Below are 15,134 nucleotides of genomic sequence, written 5' to 3'. Positions count from 1 at the left end.
CTTTTCGTCGATGTCGCTGGATCTTTATGTCTTTTATTGGATCAATGGAGCGCATACGCCATGGCTGGATCAGTTGATGCCGTTTATTTCTGATTTGGGGAATTTTCGTTTGCCTTTATGGTTGCTTGGAATTTCCCTCCTTTATTTTGGAAAATTTAGAGAACGGTTGTTTGTTATTTTAGTGCTTTTTTCTGTTCTAGTTGGTGATCGGTTAATTATTGATTCAATCAAAGAAATGGTCCATAGACCAAGACCTTTTCAGGTGCTTCCCAATGTTAGAGTTGTGGAAAAATCTAATCATATCTACTATTCCAATCCTTCTAGGACAGGAGAGCGGGCAAGGGGAAGGTCTTTTCCTTCTGGACATGCAGCCAATAATACAGCTGCTGCGGTCATGGCTACAGCCGTATATGGATTGCCAGCTATTTGGTTCTGGTTATGGGTTTTCATGGTAAGCTACTCAAGAATATACATGGGAGTGCATTATCCTTCAGATATTTGTGCTGGTTGGATTATCTCCATAATTTATTCCTACACATTCCTTTATTGCTTGCATTGGCTTTGGAAGAAATATGCTCCAATATGTTTTCCAAAACTCTACGCCCAATATCCTACTTTACCCCTTAATCTTCCTTTCATTAAAAAGGAAAGGAAAAAAGAGCTTTCTTAAAGATGTTCTTTTATTTTTCTTTGAAGGTCACGCGGCACTGATTGGCTAACAATCCTCTTGTTTCCAAGGGATTGTTCTTTTCTTCTTTTAGGTCTATCTGAGCCTATAGCTAAAGACATATATATTAGACTGCCAAAAACATACACAATCGTGCGCACAATTTTCTTCCTGCCCAGACCCGTCTTGCTGACGCATTCGTATCTGACAAGTCTACCCCCTGGATGGCAATCGCTATGGCTGCGCTATCGCTCTTGTCATGTTGTTTGAATTCCTTGGCAGACAGCCAATCGCTCTCCAACGGATAATCCGATGCAATTCTGTATTTCATGGGTTGCCTCCTTCCTCAGCGCCTCGCTTAGCTAATCTCTGTAGTTTCTTAACCCATCCAACCTAAAAGAAAAGCAAGGTAGGATTGTCATCCGCTCTTGCACCATTTCCTGTTTGGCTGACAACCGTTCCTGATTGAGCACCATCCATTCGCAGCCATTGACCTTGGCAAAATGCTCGTGTCGGCTCGGATACCGCATTTCGCAAGCCGATAAATTCATCGATTTGTGTTTCGGTATACAGGCGTCGGTGGCTGTCCTTCCGCGCCACCGGAACGAACCAACCTTCGCACTCCCATCGATGCAGCATCTTGACTGATCCCCCCCTCAGCAGCTTTGCCGCTTTGTCCGTTCTAATAGGACTCTCCAGGTAGTCAATAAACACTATTTGCAAAACTAGAGTTTAGCTCAACACTTTTTGAGAGGAGCTATTTGAAGGAAAAAAATATAAGGGAAAAGTCTTTTTATCTTTGGATGTGTGTGAGGAGTCTTATTCATACAATTTTGCCTTTATTTTTATTTTCCTTCAAATAGAATTCAAACTGAATGTTTCTTCTCAAAGCTTCCCATGTTGTATGTAAACCGGGGTTGATATTATCTCCTGGAGCAATTCGAATCAGAGGAAATAAAATAGTCGAGGTGGCGACTTCTTTGGAAGCGCTCGAAGGAGAAAAAGTCCTTGAATTAGGCAATTCCATAATTTTTCCTGGGTTTATCAATTCACACTGTCATTTAGAATACACGCTTTTGAAGGATAAATTGTCAGCTTCCAAAGGATCTTTTGTGGATTGGCTGCAGACTATTATTCAATTTAAGAAAACATTATCGGCAATTGACTATCTCAAAGCCCATAGCATGGGTATCGATTTACTTTTGAAGTCAGCCACTACCTGTGTCCTTGATGTCGTATCCATACCAGAAGTTTTTCTTTTTGAATCCCCTTATCCATTACGGGTCTTTAGTTTTCTTGAACTTATCGATGTCAACTGCTCTTCTTGGACGGATGAAAAATTAGCTGGCTCTCTTCTTTTTTTTAGCAACCGAGCTTCTTCGACAGCTATCGGACTATCTCCTCATTCTCCCTATACGGCAAGCCCTGAATTATACGCGTTATCAAAGAGGTGGTGCCTTCAAGAAAATGGATTATTAATGACTCATGTGGCAGAATCTTATGAAGAATATGAGATGTTCACGCAAAAAAAAGGAGGGTTGTTTGATTTTATCTCTCGGGTAGAGCCAAGGAGTGCAAGGTTTAAAAAATCCACCCCACTCCGTTTTCTTGCTGAAAATGAGCTGTTAACTAAAAATGCCTTTTTAGTCCATCTTAATTATCTAGACGAGACTGATTGGGATTGGTTTAAAAAAAATTCTTGGAATGTTGTTTATTGCCCTAAATCGCATGCCTTTTTTGGTCATGATCCTTTTCCTTTAAGGCAGCTTTTATCTAGAGGAGTCAATGTCGTTTTGGGAACCGACAGCCTGGCCTCCAACGACTCTTTAGATATGAGAAAAGAAATACAGAAGGCTCGACAAGCTTGCCCAGAAATATCCATAGAGGATTGGTGGAAGATGGTGACAGTGAATCCTGCTAAGGCTTTGGGACTGCAAGGCAAACTAGGAGAAATTGCTGTCGGTGCCTATGCGGATCTAGTGGCTATCCCTTTTAATTCTTCTTCTTCTTCTGATCTATTGGAAGCGCTCCTTTATGAACAAAAAGAGCCTTCGATTGTTATTATCAATGGAAAGATTGTTCATTCTGTAGAAGCTTTATGATTGTTGAAGGAGAAAAAAAATTCATTCAGAAGTTAGCAAAGGGGCTTGATGAGCTTAAAAATAAAAACCTCTTGCGAAGACTAAAGGATTTTCGGCCGATAGAAGGGATGCGGGCTGAATATGAAGGAAAACAGATCATAAATTTTTCATCAAATGATTATCTTGGGCTTTCCCAACATCCACTAGTCAAGGAGAAGGCGCAGCAGGCAATCCAGGAATATGGAGCCAGTTGTTCGGCTTCTCGGTTGATATCAGGAAACAATCCCCTTTTTTCTCCTTTTGAAAAAGCATTGGCACAATGGAAAGGGAAAGAAAAGGCCCTGATTTTTCCAACGGGATATAGTGCAGCCATTGGGACTATACCAGCTTTAGTCGGCAAATCGGATTTGATTTTAATGGATAAGCACTGCCATGCTTCATTATGGGATGGAGCCAGATTAAGTCAGGCTACAATTAGGGTATTTGGGCATAATGATGTCCAAAACTTAAAACAGATCTTGGATAGATATACGGCAAGCTACGAAAAGATATTGATAATTAGTGAATCTATTTTTTCTATGGATGGGGATGTAGCCCCACTGGCAGAGATGATTGAACTCAAAGAGAGGTATGAAGGGTTGCTTTTATTAGATGATGCCCATGCTGAAGGCATAGTAGGGGAGGAGGGCAATGGTCTAGCCAGTTGCCTGCAGGTAATGGATAAGGTAGATGTCTTCATGGGGACTTTTTCTAAAGCGTTAGGATCTCAGGGAGGCTATATCGCCTCGTCAGCTCTGCTTATAGATTGGGTAATCAACAAAGGCAGATCGTTTATTTTTTCTACTGCTCTTAGTCCTTCATCCATTGCAGCGGCTTGCTCTGCCCTCCATATCATTAAATCGGAAAGTGGCACAGAGCTAAGAAAGAAACTAAAAGACAACGTTGCTTATTTTTTGGAAGAAAGCCCTAATAGCCGTCTTTTCTTTTCTCCCCTTATTCCCATACTAATTGGAGAGGAAGCTAAAGCCATCCAAGTATCCCAAGAGCTAGAAAAAATAGGGATTTATCTTCCTCCTATTCGTTATCCCACAGTTCCTAAAGGGACAGCAAGATTAAGAATCTCGCTGACAGCACTCCATTCTACCGAACAAATCGACTATTTGAAAGGCGCTCTGAAAAAATGTTTGGAGTAATAACATCTATAAGCTTTTATGTCTGAAGTTAATTCGATTATTGCGGCTGATAAACAATTCCTTTGGCATCCGTTTACTCCCTATAATAAATGGTTCGATCCACCCTATGTACCTCTTGTTATAGACAAGGCTGAGGGTTGTTATCTTTTTGATAAGAAGAATAATAGGTTTTGGGATGGCAATTCCTCAATCTGGACTACCACCCATGGGCATCGTCATCCGCGTATTATTAAAGCGATATTAGCATGTCTAGAAAAAATCGATCATGTTTCCTTTTTAGGGAATACTCATCAGTGGGCGGTTAATCTAGGAAAAAAACTTTCTTTGCTTATTTCTCAAGGTAGCGCAAACAAATACAGAGTTTTTTTTTCTGATAATGGTTCTACCGCTGTAGAAACAGCAATTAAAATAGCTTGGCAGGCTTTGAAACAAAGAAAGGAAAAGGAAAGGACTTTATTTCTTTGTTTAGAAGGCAGTTATCATGGAGATACAGTAGGCGCCATGAGTGTTTCTTCTATCCCATTTCAGAGCCGATTTAAAGAGTTGCTTTTTGAGTCGGAAAGCCTGCCTGCCCCATCCTGTTTCCACTGCCGATGGAATAGGGCTAAAAGCAGTAGAGGAAGCGATGCAAGAGAATCGAAAATATGTTCTTGGGAATGCCTTGAGGCACTGAAAAAAGCAATCGAAAAAAACAAAAAGAGACTGGCAGCGATGATCATAGAACCCAAAATTCAAGGAGCATCAGGAATGTGGATGCATCCTGAAGGTTATTTAAAAGAAGCCTTTAAGTTAACTAAGGAAGCTGGTGCTTTTTTTATCGTCGATGAAGTTTTCAGTGGCATGGGCAGGACAGGCCAATTGATCGCATCACACAAAGAAGGTGTGTATGCCGACTTTATCTGTTTGGCTAAAGGCTTGTCGGGAGGTACCTTGCCCATAGCCGCAACCCTTATTAGGGAAGAGATCTTTGATGACTTCAAAGGAGGCTATGAGGAAGCTTTTCTTCATGGACATAGTTATACGGCTAATCCACTAGCTTGTGCTTCGGCTTTGGAAAATTTAAAAATTTTCGAAGAAGAAAACACGCTCCGATGGATCAAGGCGATTTCTAGCCAATTGAAATCTTCTTCTACTATTTTTTGGCAGCATCCTTTAGTGGGAGATGTGAGGGTAGAAGGAGCGGTGTTAGCTGTAGAAATCCTCAAAAATAAAAACGGGCTTATCGATTCTAATCTTGATATAGGATGGGCTGTCAGCGAACAGGCAAAAGCCTATGGTCTTGTCACTCGACCTATCAAAGATGTTCTTATTCTTGTTCCGCCCTATTGTTCGTCATTGGAGGACATTGAAGGGATGGTATGGGCCTTATATAAAGCTCTCAATGATATCCTACCGGTGGGTAAATAAAGGAATGTTTTCTACTGCTATTGGAGGTAGCAAAAAAGCTTTGGGCCTGTCAGACGCCGCAGAAACCTTGCTCCTTGGCAAAGCTGAATGTCAGCTGACTACCTGTTCAGACAGGTTTAAAGAGGTCTAAGACTGTCGGATAGATTTGATAATCCCTATGGGACTGCTGTAATAATAATCTATTGGATAGGCAACAAGCAGGTGTGCTGCTTTTTTGTGCCTGTTTTGATTGGATCAATTCCCATTGAAAAAAATGGGGATAATTTTTTTTATTTTTAAGTATGGTTTTAGATCCTTTTGATTATTTAGCGACTGGATTTTTTTTCTAGCCGTTTTTCATACGTTGGTTTCTCCTGTGCTATTTCGCAAAGGAGAAACGTTGATCGATTATGCATGGCAGAGAAGTGGTGGGAAAAGGGCTAGGAGCCATTGGCTCTATTTCTTTGGGGTACTCGTACGTTATCTAGGTGAGGTTGAAATCATTTTTGGATTATGGCTCTTGCCGCTTTTAATGGTCTCTTTGTATCGGTTCGGTTGGAACGCAACCTTTGATAAGTTAAAATTGAAAACGGAATATACCGAAGCTTTATTTGTTGCCGTTTTAATGACTATCTCTTCGGCTCAACCAATTCTCTATATATCGCAGAGGCTTATAGGATTTTTGGTTCGAATAACAAAAGACAGCGTAACCAGTTGGTGGTTTTTGATCTTAACACTCGGCCCTATTTTTGGGTCTTTCATCACGGAAGCTTCGGCAATAACAATCAGTGCACTATTGCTAGCAGAAAAGTTTTTCTGTTTAAACCCAAAACAGTCTTTAGCTTATGGGACGATAGGACTCCTATTTTTCAATGTTTCAATTGGAGGGACTCTTACGAATTATGCAGCTCCACCGGTTGTGCTGGTTTCTCAAAAATGGCAATGGGATAGCTTCTATATGCTTGTACATTTTGGGTTTGTCTTTGCCTGTGGCATAGTCCTTGCCAATCTCTTGTATTATTTTGTGTTCCAGGAGGAATTTAAAAGGTTAGAAAAGGAAAGACTAAGTCTTTTGGCTGAAACTGGGCAAGCTGAATCTCTGAGAGAAAAAATTCCTATTTGGATAGTTATTGGCAATATTGGGTTCCTTGTTTCTACGGTCATTATAAAAGACTATTTTTTACTTTTATTTGGAATCCTCGTTTTTTTTCTGTCTTTTGTGGACGCCACAAAACCTTATCAAGGAGAAATCCCTCTGCAAAAAGCCTTTTTAGTGGGATTCTTTTTGGCCTCTCTTGAAGTCTTTGGGAATCTTCAGTCTTGGTGGATCAATCGGCTATTAAGCCACATGTCTTTTTTGCCTCTCTACGTAGTTTCTGTTGCGCTGAGTTCTTTTAATGATAATGCTCTTATATCCTACTTAGCTACATTAATTGTGCCAGAATTAGACGAAATGAAAAAAAGAGCTATTATTGGGGGTGCTTTATCTGCTGGTGGCTTAACGATTATAGCGAATGCTCCAAACTTAGTAGGATTGTCCCTTCTTAGAAAATTTTTTCCTGAGGGTATTGCTTCCACTAAGCTTTTTATAATGGCATTAGTCCCAACGATATTGGTAGGTATTCTTTTTATTCTTAAAGAATGGATCTTTAAGTAGATAGGGAGGATTGGGCAATACGAGCAAGTCTTTTTAAGGCATCTTTTTTTTCTATATATCCTAATTTAGCTTTTCTTATCGTTTCTTCTAGAATCCCAATGTTCCGGTCATAAGAAACTCGATCAATAGGATAGGGGATCCCATCTTTGCCTCCATGAGCAAATGCATAATCGGCCCAACGCCGACCATTGACCTGCTTTGGAAAGTCTTCAATTGGATCCTTTCTGCAGATCGGGACTCCAAACAATAGTTCTGCTACAAGGGCAAGACTCCGAATTGTAGCTGGACCAACCTGTGGGGTTTCAAGAAGCGATTGGAAGTCTTTTGGATCTCTTTCGTAAGCTGAAAGGATAGCTTTATGAAGAGCTTTAAGGTTTATTAAACGGATATCAGTGCTGCTAATAGTATGTCGGGCAGGGGCAAAAAGGGTGGGGCCACAAAGAATTTCAGAAATTAAATTGAAGGTTTTTTGAGGATTTTCTCTAGCTAATTCACTACAAGTTTGTCTTGATTGCTCGGCTTCTCCAGCAATCATATTAAGAAGAATGCTTTTAGCGGGGGGTTGCCTATTTTTGTCGATTTCAGATTGCAAAAGGTGACCTTCCATCTCTTCAGATAAATCATCAATTGCTGCATGAGGGTTACAGACAAAGTTTTTAGTGCTTTCTCCAAGCCAATGGTATCGACGTGCGTAGCGCGTCGTTTCGTTCATGCCTTGTTGGATGACACACCAGGAACCAGAAGCGGTGAAAAAAAAACAGTGATGATAGAGCGCAAATCCATCTTGAAGGGCTGCAGAATCTACTTTTGCGACAAGCCTAGAGGTACGCATGAGACTTTCTGCAGCATTAATTGCTAAGCGATCGGCAATCCTGGCGATTTCCTCTGGGGTCTTTCTCGATTCTCCGCCTTTGCCACCAGCCACGAAGATACCGATATCCCCATATCTCTTTTGTGCTTCCTTTAAGGCACCACAGCAGACCGTAGTCAGTCCCGAAGAATGCCAATCAAAACCTAGAACACATCCGAACGCTTGAAACCACCAAGGGTCAGAAAGCCTTCGGAGCATTTCATCAGGGCCATACTCTTCGACAATCAACTGGGTCATAGCCCCAGCCAGACGTACCATCCTTTCAAAAAGATAACTAGGGGCTTTCCCATAGTGTAAAGGAAGATAGGCCGTTTTTCTTTTCATGAAAAGCAGCACCACAATCGACCCCAACGGGATTCGAACCCGTGCTGCCACCGTGAAAGGGTGGAGTGCTGACCACTACACCATGGGGTCAACCAGTTATAGATTTAGCAAAGCAGACATAACATATTGGTGCAAGAAAAATAAAGAAGCTACTTGGATCATAAAAAAAATCAAGCTTAAAACAAGAAGGCTATTCCAAGAAGGATCAAGGCAGAACAGAAAGTGGCAAGTTTAGAACGGACATTAGGGCCAAAATAGTTAACGAATATTTCAGCTCCATTGGTGTCATTGGCCAAGATTTTCGTTTCCGTAGCGAAGGAGACACTAAACCGATAGAGGGAAATAAAGAGTAAAAGGATGGTAAAGGAGATCACTAAAAGCATAAAAACAACAAAAGGACGTAGGGGAAAAGGGTTAGGATTCCATCCTGAAGGAATATGGATTTCAAAAGATCCTTCCGTGTGGAAAGCTCTGGCATCTTTTGTCTTAGTTAAGATCTTTATTTGCCAATTTCCTGGATGAGAAAAATTTTTTGCTGAAAAGTAATAAGCCCCTTCCTTTTCCTTTTTCAAGGAAGGAGCAATGACATGAAACGGACTGGAGCGATCATTGAGGATAAGAACGAGGCTTTGTATAGAAGACAGCGAATTATTTTCAACACTAGAAAGTTGTAGTTTAAAGGGAGCAGGAGAAAGGGGATGGAAAGAGAAGGAAAAGATGCCGGTTTTACCGACAAAATGCTCTTGGAAAGGCAGCAGGGCAGAAGAAAAAAGAGAAGTGCCTCGGAAGGCTATCAATAGCAGAAGAATCCAGCAAGTCCAGCATTCTAAAACATAGCTAGGAAGAGAAAAGGAGGTTATTTTTATGCTGCTTGGCAATGGGAGTTTTCTAAAGGAAAACTGGAAATGATTTGGCCCTAAAGATCTCATGAGTATCCCGGTAAACCGCGGCTCTGCCAAAAGTTGATGATAGATGCGGAATAAAAGCAAAAGACTACAAAGGATGCAAAACCATGGAGTAATAAGGAAAAAAGGACTGGTGGTATAGAGGGAGCTTTCAAAGGAGAGCCAAAGCAGGCTTAAAAAAAATAGCGCCATAGGAATATCCAGAAGGCTACCTAGCCTAGCAAGGGAAAAACTCAACACCCTTCTGATACCTTGTCCTTCCACAAGGGGGACCACGTTCAAAAGAAAAATCAGAGAACTACCAGAAAGTATTTCTAAACAAATTATTTCCAGACAGGTCAAAAAACCGAAAGTGGAGAAGGATTTCACTTCTCTAAGATAGAAAACTTCGCCGATGAGCAGGAAAACCCCACTGGCCAATCCAATGAATGGAGGAGGGCTCGATTGGTTAGCCTGTAGGAGGCTGTGCAAGAAAAAGGCTATAAGGAAATAGAAAATCCCTAGTCCAATTAAAGGAGAGGGATGAACAATCAGCTTAAATACATAACCTGCTGAAAGACAAACAAAAGAAAAAAATACCAGAAAGTAAAGCTTTTTTCTTAGTGGCTGGTAGTTTCTCTGAGAACAAGGTTGGAGAATCTTCAAAATTTTGGGGAAAAGAAGAAAAAAATTTATAAATATTCCCCAACATAAAGAGAAACCCAGAAGGATTAAAAAGAAACTAAAGGATTGTAATGCTGAGGAATCAAAAAGAGAGGGAGGAAGAATACTGGAGTGGTGGAGGTAAGAGGAATTCATGCAGCAAAAGTTTTACGCACAAAAGCATTCATTTGGTTTCTTAAAAAAGAAAAAAATGTGCAAAAAAAACAGTTAAAAATCTGTTTGCCCAGAAGAAATATTTGTTTGATGCCATGAGATGGCATAATGAACCAGCTCAGTGCCACTCTGTAGTTTTAATTTTTGTTTGATACTAGCTCTATAAGCCTCGACAGTTTTGATACTTAAATGCAGCTGTTCGGCAATCTGTCTGGAGCTAAGTCCTTTGCCGATCAATTGAAAGACTTCCAGTTCCCTATCGCTCAATTTTCCTAAAGGGCTAGCCTTGAAAGGTGAGCTTTTTTTCCCTGTAAAGCCTTCTAGGATCCTGGAAGAAATTTCATCACTAACAAAAATGTTGCCCTCTAGAATCCTGTTGATAGCTTGCAGTAGTTTTTCACCCCCTTCCGATTTCATTAAGTAGCCTCTAGCACCTGCTCTTAACAGCCTTTCAGCAAACAGTGATTCTTCATGCATGGAGAGCACCAGAATCGGAATTTCAGGGTAAATAGCATGAATGTCTTTGACAAGCTCCAGACCGCTTTTGCCTGGTAAGGAAATATCAACTAGAACAATATCTGGTTTTAACTTTTCGACAAGTTCAAATCCCTTTTGCGCATTTTCAGCCATTCCGCATACATAGAGGGATGGATCTGTTCCAATAATATGCGCTAAACCCTCTCGGAGTACGGCATGATCGTCAACGATGAGCACCCCTCTTTTTTTGGTTTCGGTAGATCGTTCCTTCATCATATTATTCTTACCCATTGGTTTTAGTATTTTGGAAAGAAGGCAAACTGCAAATGATTTTTGTCCCTTTTCCAGGCAGAGAATCGATACTCAAATTAGCACCGATCATTCCCGCACGATAGAGCATCGACCGGAAACCTAACCCTTTATTTATCCCCTCTTTCATTTTCATCCCAATGCCATTGTCTTCCACTTGAAGAAAAACCGTTCCGGATGTCTCCCCAAAAGTGATGTCGACGTGCGAGGCCCCGGAGTGTTTGATCACGTTATTAACAGCTTCTTGGGCGATTCGATAAAGTTGGATAGCAAAAGAAGGGTTGGGAACAACAGGTTCTCCAATCAAATGAAACTGACAGGTGATGGGGGTGTTTTTCCCCGTATTTTGAGCCAAGTCCATTAAGGAAGCAATCAGATCGGAGGTAGACATCGCCAGTGGCGCTAGTCCTTTAGCTATGTCCCGAGCTGAAGTTGCTGCTTCTCTAGCTAACTTGGCGATTTCAGAGGCTAGCTCATGACCTACGGCTGACTTTTCTCGAAGTTCTTGGGATAAAAACTGAGCTTTAAACTCAATACCAATCAATAACTGGCAGAGACTATCATGAATGTCTTGGCCTATTCTTTGTCTTTCGTGTTCGCTAGCTTCTAAGGCTGCCTTTTCTAGAGCTTTTCTTTCTCTAATATCCCTTACAAGAACGCTTAAAACTTTTCCTTCCTTTAAGAAGACTTCGCTCACCGAGATCTCCATGAAAAAAGTTGTTTTGTCTTTCTTTTGACCTAAAAGTTCATATTGGTTGATTGGTTTTTTTTTCTTTTTAGCTAAAAAGGTTCGGATCCACTTCTGGCGATAGGGAGGGGCAAGGAGTTCGACGAAGGGTTTGCGAAAAAGTTCCATTCTATAATAGCCGAAAAGCTCTTCAGCGGCCTTATTGGAAAGCTTAATGTTCCCTTCACTATCTAAAACAAGTAACCCTTCGGCAATATTATGGATAACATTAAAAATCCATTGAGCGATACTACAGTAAGAAGGTTCTACTTCTCCTTGAAGACATTGAGAAATAGTAAAAGTACATCTTTTCTCTTCATCGAGCCATCCGTTATCCATCGTAATAGAGACAATATTTTCGTTCTAAATAATAACCTTATACAATATAGGCAATAATTGTATGAATATAAAATGATTATTCCATAAAAAAAATTATAGAAATTGATTTTTTCTCTGGAGTTCTAATCTTTCTGGCATTCCTTCTTCTTACTGGCAAGCTTGTCTGTCCAATCTATTACATTTCTTTCAAAGGCTCGATGCCTAAAAGCTCTAGTCCTAAAGAAAGGGTGCGTTGCGTAAAGTCGCAAAAGGCTAGGCGTAGCTGCTTTGAGGATTCCGTCGATGCACCTAAGACAGGGCATTGTTCATAGAATTTGTGAAAGACTTTTGCCAGGTGATAGAGATAGTTACAAAGATGGTGCGGGCTATTTTCTTTGGCTGCAAGGAATAAGGAATATTTGAAGCTTAAAACCGCTTTCATCAGTTCTATTTCTTGAGGGTGGAGGGTGTCGGTTTCGAATTTTAAAGAGGTAAAACCTAGGGTAGAACCACAACTAGAGGAAGCAGCTTTTTTTAAAATAGAGCAAATTCGAACATGGGCGTTTAGAAGATAAGGTGCGGTATTCCCTTCAAGAGAAAGGAGTTTTTCCCAGCTAAAAATATAATCGAGGATTCGATTTTGAGAAAGATCGGCGTATTTCAAAGCCCCTATTCCGACAGCATTGGCTATCTCTCTTTTTTTATCCTCAGACAAATCCTTTCTTTTTTCATCTATAATCTGGTAGGCTCGATTGACCGCTTCCTCTAAAAGCTCCCTTAGCTTTATTGATGTTCCTTCCCTAGTTTTGAGAGGTTTTTTGTCTTCTCCAAGGATCGATCCGAAATAAACGTGTTCGAGCTGAATATTGATGCCGAGTAGTCGAGCAAGGGCAAAAAGTTGCTGGAAGTGCAGTTTTTGTCTTGAGTCAGTGACATATATGATTTTATGGGCTTGCCAGTTACTCAAACGGAAAAGAAGGGTAGCAATATCCGTTGTGGCATACAGATAGGCGCCATCAGTTTTTTGGATGAGCATGGGCTTATCAACTAATTCTGGGAAGTCTTTGTTGAAAAACACACAAACGGCCCCTTCGCTGTATCGAGCAATCCCTTTTTGAAGAAGTGCTTCGACAACCCCTGGAAGCATAGGATTATACACGCTTTCTCCAAGGGAATAATCGAATTTTACATTAAGCTTTTGATAAATTTTGTCTAATTCTTTTAGGGAAGCATGGACAAAGACATCCCAAAGTTTTAAGTTTTCGCTGTCACCAGACTGTAATTTTTGTAATTCTCTTTTTGCTTCTTCCTTAATGCTTTCAGATTCTTTTGCTTCTTTTTGGATTCTCACATAGAGTCCTTCCAGATACTCCAAGGGTTTTTCGGCTAAATCAAGCGGATTGCCGTATTTTTTGTATCCTAAAAGCACCATTCCAAACTGTGTTCCCCAATCTCCAAGATGATTGTCCGCAATGACACGATGGCCTAAAAAAAGATTGAGTCTTCTTAAGACATCTCCAAGAATCGTGCTGCGAAGATGGCCTACATGTAATTCTTTTGCGATATTTGGGCTTGAAAAATCGATCACGATTGTCTGTGGCTCTTTAGTCTGTTCAATGCCAAGTCGAGGGTCGGAACGGATTGCAAGGAAAGCATTCAGGTAAGCCTTTGGTTTTACTTTAAAATTAATGAATCCATTGCCTCCGACTTCAGGATAAAAAGTTACGGAGTTTTCTCCAATGATCCTCGCAAACTCTTCGGCTAATTTCCTTGGATTTTCTTTGAGTTGACTGGCCATTAGAAATGCGATATTGGTTTGATAATCTCCAAAGGAAGGATTGGAACAGGGTTCGACTATTGGAATATGGTCGGTTTGACCAAATTTTTCAGAAAGGGCTGCTTTTAGTTTTTCAAAAATCCAATCTTGAGGAATTTTCATAGTTCTTTTTAGCTGAGCTCTTACAAATTTTTTTTTATCCCATCTTCGGAGGATCCAAAAGAAGATAGTGAGGAAGAGAAGTTTTTAAAATTATTTTTCTTTTACTTGACATTCCATCAAATGTTCTGAAATTACTTTTTCTTATGCCTAATACAAAATCGGCTGAAAAGAACCAACGGAAAAGCGAAAGAAAGCGCATTTTTAATCTAAGAGCGAAGAAAGAATTAAAAGAGCAGTTAAAACAACTCAAGGCATTGATTGATGCCAAAAAGAAAGAGGAAGCTCTGTCTTTTTTCCCCACCATTCAATCCTTACTGGATCGATTGGTTAAAAGAAAGAAGCTTGTAGCCAATACTGCGAATCGAAAGAAGAAACGATTATTGAAAAAAATTGAGAAAATTAGTTCTGTTTGAATCGCTAACTCTGCTATGTTTATATTATATTTAATTTGATTTTTCTAATTTTTTCACCTTTTACTGTTCCAGTGATACCCATTAAAAGAGGCAAAGAAATTGAGGCGATGCGGCGTAGCTGCAGAGTCGTCACAGAAATAATAGAAAAAATAAGGCCTATTCTTGCTCCAGGGATCACTACGGAGGAAGTGGATAAGTATGCGGCCCATCTTATCGCATCCTATGGAGCAAAGAGTGCGTTTTTAGGTTATAGAGGCTTTCCTGGAAATATCTGTATATCGATCAATGAAGAAGTGGTCCATGGGATTGGAGGCAAGAGAAAAATCCAGTATGGAGACCTTGTAAAGTTAGATGTAGGTATTATTCTTGATGGGTGGATAGGGGATACAGCCAAGACTTATCCTGTCGGAACGGTTGATGTAGAGGATTTACGGTTAATTGAAGTGACCAACAAAGCCCTTATGCTTGGCATCGCACAGGCGCAAGAAGGGAATAGAATTGGGGATATTTCTTCGGCAATTGAAAGGTATGTTCTTGAGCAAGGCTATCAAGTAGTTAAGGAGTTTGTAGGCCATGGAGTAGGTCGAAAACTCCATGAAAAACCTCACGTTCCGAATTTTGGAAAACCAGGTCAAGGACCCAAGTTAAAAGCAGGAATGATCATAGCCATCGAACCAATGGTTAACAAAGGATCTGGAAAAGTGCTCATGATGCCAGATGGTTGGACCGCTGTTACGGAAGATGGGCAAAGATCAGCTCATTTTGAGCATACCGTTTTGATTACCAAGAATGGCCCGGAAATTTTGACTTTAACCGAAGATAATGTAGAGTTAGCGTATCATACCGCTTTTTAGGATAAAAAAATCTTGATTTTTTTTCTTTTTTGATTATTGAAAAACCTTCTGCTTTTTTAATTAACACTAGGAGAAGCAATGAAAGTAAGAGCTTCAGTAAAAAGACGGACAGCCAATTGTCAAGTCGTTCGAAGAAAAGGAAGAATTTATATTATAAATAAAAAGAATCCTCGCTTGAAACAAAGACAGGGTTAATT

13 protein-coding genes, 1 tRNA gene and 1 pseudogene are annotated in these 15,134 nt (G+C 40.3%); 8 read left to right on the top strand and 7 right to left on the bottom strand.

Going from position 1 to position 15,134, the window contains the following annotated elements; genetic code table 11:
* Window positions 1-10: 10 nt before the first annotated feature.
* A complete protein-coding gene (locus kam1_RS06855) occupies window positions 11-670 on the top strand; it encodes a phosphatase PAP2 family protein (protein WP_039720605.1) in 660 nt (219 codons plus the stop codon).
* 359 nt (window positions 671-1,029) lie between these two features.
* On the opposite strand, the pseudogene kam1_RS10705 reads toward kam1_RS06855, so the two are convergent.
* Window positions 1,030-1,306 (bottom strand): annotated as a pseudogene (locus kam1_RS10705) (hypothetical protein).
* A gap of 236 nt (window positions 1,307-1,542) precedes the next feature.
* On the opposite strand from kam1_RS10705, the gene kam1_RS06840 reads away from it, so the two are divergent.
* The 4 genes from kam1_RS06840 to kam1_RS06825 all read left to right on the top strand — a co-directional run bounded on the left by kam1_RS06840 (window position 1,543) and on the right by kam1_RS06825 (window position 6,984).
* Window positions 1,543-2,769: an amidohydrolase family protein gene (locus kam1_RS06840; RefSeq protein WP_039720608.1), complete on the top strand. Its 1,227-nt coding sequence runs from the start codon at window positions 1,543-1,545 to the stop codon at window positions 2,767-2,769.
* Entirely contained in the window at window positions 2,766-3,941 is a 1,176-nt protein-coding gene (locus kam1_RS06835) for an aminotransferase class I/II-fold pyridoxal phosphate-dependent enzyme (protein ID WP_052250378.1), read from the top strand. Before kam1_RS06840 ends, kam1_RS06835 begins: the two co-directional genes overlap by 4 nt.
* Before the next feature lie 18 nt (window positions 3,942-3,959).
* Entirely contained in the window at window positions 3,960-5,348 is a 1,389-nt protein-coding gene (bioA, locus tag kam1_RS06830) for an adenosylmethionine--8-amino-7-oxononanoate transaminase (protein WP_039720609.1), read from the top strand.
* A gap of 355 nt (window positions 5,349-5,703) precedes the next feature.
* On the top strand, window positions 5,704-6,984 hold the full coding sequence (locus tag kam1_RS06825; RefSeq protein WP_235276749.1) for a putative Na+/H+ antiporter: 1,281 nt from the start codon (window positions 5,704-5,706) through the stop codon (window positions 6,982-6,984).
* Here kam1_RS06825 and kam1_RS06820 read toward each other — a convergent pair.
* From kam1_RS06820 to argS, 6 genes are all read right to left on the bottom strand, one after another.
* Window positions 6,977-8,179, bottom strand: coding sequence for a DUF763 domain-containing protein (locus kam1_RS06820; RefSeq protein WP_039720797.1), 1,203 nt, complete (start codon window positions 8,177-8,179; stop codon window positions 6,977-6,979). The two genes, kam1_RS06825 and kam1_RS06820, sit on opposite strands and share 8 nt — an antisense overlap.
* 18 nt (window positions 8,180-8,197) lie before the next feature.
* A tRNA-Glu gene (locus tag kam1_RS06815) sits at window positions 8,198-8,269 on the bottom strand.
* Window positions 8,270-8,355: 86 nt separating this feature from the next.
* On the bottom strand, window positions 8,356-9,882 hold the full coding sequence (locus kam1_RS06810) for a hypothetical protein (protein WP_143958332.1): 1,527 nt from the start codon (window positions 9,880-9,882) through the stop codon (window positions 8,356-8,358).
* Window positions 9,883-9,954: 72 nt separating this feature from the next.
* The gene (locus kam1_RS06805; RefSeq protein ID WP_039720611.1) at window positions 9,955-10,653 is read right to left on the bottom strand and encodes a response regulator transcription factor; all 699 of its coding nucleotides are present in this window, start codon (window positions 10,651-10,653) and stop codon (window positions 9,955-9,957) included.
* A gap of 7 nt (window positions 10,654-10,660) precedes the next feature.
* Window positions 10,661-11,752 carry a PAS domain-containing sensor histidine kinase gene (locus kam1_RS06800; protein ID WP_039720612.1) on the bottom strand — a complete coding sequence of 364 codons (1,092 nt, stop codon included), beginning with the start codon at window positions 11,750-11,752 and terminating at the stop codon, window positions 10,661-10,663.
* A 175-nt stretch (window positions 11,753-11,927) separates the two neighbouring features.
* Window positions 11,928-13,670 carry an arginine--tRNA ligase gene (gene argS, locus kam1_RS06795; protein ID WP_039720613.1) on the bottom strand — a complete coding sequence of 581 codons (1,743 nt, stop codon included), beginning with the start codon at window positions 13,668-13,670 and terminating at the stop codon, window positions 11,928-11,930.
* A gap of 143 nt (window positions 13,671-13,813) precedes the next feature.
* On the opposite strand from argS, the gene rpsT reads away from it, so the two are divergent.
* From rpsT to rpmJ, 3 genes are all read left to right on the top strand, one after another.
* Window positions 13,814-14,083 (top strand): 30S ribosomal protein S20, encoded by a 270-nt coding sequence (rpsT, locus tag kam1_RS06790; RefSeq protein WP_039720614.1) that lies wholly within the window; start codon window positions 13,814-13,816, stop codon window positions 14,081-14,083.
* A gap of 71 nt (window positions 14,084-14,154) precedes the next feature.
* Window positions 14,155-14,937 (top strand): type I methionyl aminopeptidase, encoded by a 783-nt coding sequence (gene map / locus kam1_RS06785; RefSeq protein WP_039720798.1) that lies wholly within the window; start codon window positions 14,155-14,157, stop codon window positions 14,935-14,937.
* Between the two features lie 78 nt (window positions 14,938-15,015).
* The gene (gene rpmJ, locus kam1_RS06780; protein WP_039720615.1) at window positions 15,016-15,132 is read left to right on the top strand and encodes a 50S ribosomal protein L36; all 117 of its coding nucleotides are present in this window, start codon (window positions 15,016-15,018) and stop codon (window positions 15,130-15,132) included.
* Window positions 15,133-15,134: the final 2 nt, after the last annotated feature.

This window comes from Methylacidiphilum kamchatkense Kam1, assembly GCF_007475525.1.
GTDB classification, from domain to species: Bacteria; Verrucomicrobiota; Verrucomicrobiia; order Methylacidiphilales; family Methylacidiphilaceae; genus Methylacidiphilum; species Methylacidiphilum kamchatkense.
The sequence above is the reverse complement of the archived record's forward strand: the minus strand, read 5'-3'. Positions and strand labels throughout refer to the sequence as shown.